The sequence below is a fragment of the Devosia sp. genome (genome assembly GCF_034675085.1).
In the GTDB taxonomy this organism is placed as follows: domain Bacteria; phylum Pseudomonadota; class Alphaproteobacteria; order Rhizobiales; family Devosiaceae; genus Devosia.
In genome coordinates this window covers 1-2,357 of sequence record NZ_JAUCDN010000416.1, presented here as the reverse complement: position 1 = coordinate 2,357, position 2,357 = coordinate 1, and the positions used below count along the sequence as shown (strand labels likewise).

Genomic DNA, 2,357 nt, shown 5'->3' with positions numbered 1-2,357 from the left:
CTGACCCTCTCCCCCAAAGGAAGAGGGGACCAGGCAGCCGATGATTCTGACCAAACGTGAAATATTCTAAAGTCCCAGCTCGGCGCGCAGCTTGCGGGTCAGGCGGGCGGCGACGAGCCGGTGCGCCTCGCGCAGATAGGCTTGCAGCTCGGCTTCGCTGAGGGGGCTGGCGGCCGAGATCGCCACCCATTTGGCGCGGGCGAAATAGGGGGCGGGGCGAATGCCGGGCAGCTCGGTCATCATCTCGAAGGCCAGGTCAGACACCTTGAGCCAGATCTCGCCCGCGTCGTCGCCCTGGCCGCCATCGAGCAGGGCGAAGATCTTGCCGCCGAGCTTGGCCACCGAATTGTCGTGCCATTGATGCGTCAGCGTCGCGCCGGTCAGGCCGAGCGTGAACCTTTCGAAGGCGTCGCGTTGCAGAATGCGGGGAAGGGTTATGCTCAATGCTAACAGTCCGTTAACCGAAACGGCCTCGATGCGACGACGGCTCGGCGGGGATAAGTCAGCCGGCGGCGACGCCCAGTCCGATGGGGCAGGAGACGCCGGAGCCGGCCAGCCCGCAATAGCCGTTCGGATTTTTGGCCAGATATTGCTGGTGATAGGTTTCGGCGAAATAAAATTGCGGAGCGGCTGCTATCTCGGTGGTGATCGGGCCCAGCCCGCGCGCCGCCAGCGCCGCGCCATAGGCTTTTTCGCTCGCCTGCGCCGCCGCGAGCTGGGCCGGCGTTGTGGTATAGATCACCGAGCGATATTGCGTGCCCACATCATTGCCCTGGCGCATGCCCTGGGTCGGGTCATGTTCTTCCCAGAAGGTCTTGAGCAGGGTTTGCAGGTTGATCCGGGCCGGATCGTAGACGATCTGCACCGTTTCGGCATGGCCGGTCAGGCCCGAGCAGACCTCTTCATAGCTTGGGTTGGGCGTGCTGCCGCCCTGGTAGCCGGCGGCGGTGACGAGGACGCCGGGCAATTGCCAGAACAGCCGTTCCGCGCCCCAGAAGCAGCCCAGACCCAGATAAAGCGTTTCCGCCCCCTGCGGGTGTGGACCCTTGAGCGGGCGGCCGTTGACGAAATGGGTTTCGGCCACCGGCATGGGGGCGGCGCGGCCCGGCAGGGCTTCGGCGGCGCTGGGAATGGTGGTGGGCTTGGTCTTGAAAAACATGGGTTTTTTCCTTTCCTTCGCCGGTTCAGATGCGGTCCTGGCGCAGGAAGCGCTCGCGGCGCGGGCGCCGTCCTGTCAGGGCCAGCACGATGCCCGGAATCCCCAGAACGGCGAAGGCGGGGCTTTCGAGCAGGGCCTTGAAGGCGGTATCGAGCAGCTCGGCGAAAAACCGGCTGTCGAAAAAGGCCTCCACCGCCCCCAGGCTGGGCGCGTGCACTTGCGTCCATAGCGCCACCAGGCTGGTATAGACCAGCCCGCTGGCGGCGAGCGAGCGGGTGCCGTCGACGACAAGCAGGATGAGCGCCAGGGCAATGAGCCAGGTGCCCGCCACTCTCAAAAAAAGCCGCATGCGCATTTCCCGTGCCGGCGGGGACAAGTCCGGGCTGGCCTTGCCGTTCCGTTCCCCTGACGCGGTCCGAGTCTGCCACGGCCCGCCTGTGCTTCACAAGATGGGCAGGGCGGGGATAAAAAACAATCGCTGTTCGCCTGGACGTGATGTCTTGCGCTCGGAGCGCCGATAAGTATATTGCGCCTCGCTCGCGCCGGCTGTCGCCGGCCTTTCCGGTTTTCCATCCGGGGATAAGGCGATGCGGAGAGATGGCCGAGTGGTCGAAGGCGCACGCCTGGAAAGTGTGTAGGCGGGTGACCGTCTCGAGGGTTCGAATCCCTCTCTCTCCGCCATTTAATCTAACATATTAATATCATTGTACTTTGCTCTATGAAGGTGCCGACGCAAGCTGCATATTCAAGATCCCTCATGCTCTCTGAAGGCCGGATTTCTCCAACGCCGTGTAGGATTTCCGGCTTTTTCCTCGGGGATATTCTGATAGTAGTGCGCGCCCGTTACGGGTGGTCAGTGGCGTAGAGTCCGCCTTGGGAGGGGTTATGTCACCAAAGATTCGATGGGCCTTGGACAGCCGCAGCGCAGGGTGATATCTTTTGTCAAGCGTTGCGGATGGGGCTGCTTCACCTCACTATGCGGCCACTAGGTTGGTTGCTTGATGACCAGGCCAATTGCCCCCAGGGCGGGCTCGTCCTGCTGCTCCCAGCCGCTGAGCACCCGGGCGGCGGTTCCGATAGAGATTGGCGCATCCTCCCCCGTAAGCGCCTTGTAGCGCTCCCGCATCGGCGTGAGGAAATCGTCACCAAGAAGCGTGAGATCGCCGCCCAGGACGAAGGCCTCGGGATCGATGGTCTG

Annotated in this window: 3 protein-coding genes, 1 tRNA gene and 1 pseudogene; 1 reads left to right on the top strand and 4 read right to left on the bottom strand. The window is 63.3% G+C overall.

What is annotated here, in order from left to right:
• Positions 1-66 precede the first annotated feature (66 nt).
• From VDP82_RS17155 to VDP82_RS17145, 3 genes are read right to left on the bottom strand one after another with little or no spacing between them, the layout of a single operon-like run.
• Positions 67-444 carry an MmcQ/YjbR family DNA-binding protein gene (locus tag VDP82_RS17155; protein ID WP_323016037.1) on the bottom strand — a complete coding sequence of 126 codons (378 nt, stop codon included), beginning with the start codon at positions 442-444 and terminating at the stop codon, positions 67-69.
• A gap of 58 nt (positions 445-502) precedes the next feature.
• Complete coding sequence (gene msrA / locus VDP82_RS17150) at positions 503-1,159, bottom strand: peptide-methionine (S)-S-oxide reductase MsrA (protein ID WP_323016036.1); 657 nt, start codon at positions 1,157-1,159, stop codon at positions 503-505.
• Positions 1,160-1,184: 25 nt separating this feature from the next.
• Positions 1,185-1,508 (bottom strand): hypothetical protein, encoded by a 324-nt coding sequence (locus VDP82_RS17145; RefSeq protein WP_323016035.1) that lies wholly within the window; start codon positions 1,506-1,508, stop codon positions 1,185-1,187.
• Positions 1,509-1,750: 242 nt separating this feature from the next.
• On the opposite strand from VDP82_RS17145, the gene VDP82_RS17140 reads away from it, so the two are divergent.
• A tRNA-Ser gene (locus tag VDP82_RS17140) sits at positions 1,751-1,840 on the top strand.
• A 304-nt stretch (positions 1,841-2,144) separates the two neighbouring features.
• On the opposite strand, the pseudogene VDP82_RS17135 reads toward VDP82_RS17140, so the two are convergent.
• Positions 2,145-2,357: pseudogene (locus VDP82_RS17135) on the bottom strand (hypothetical protein); the annotation flags it as partial.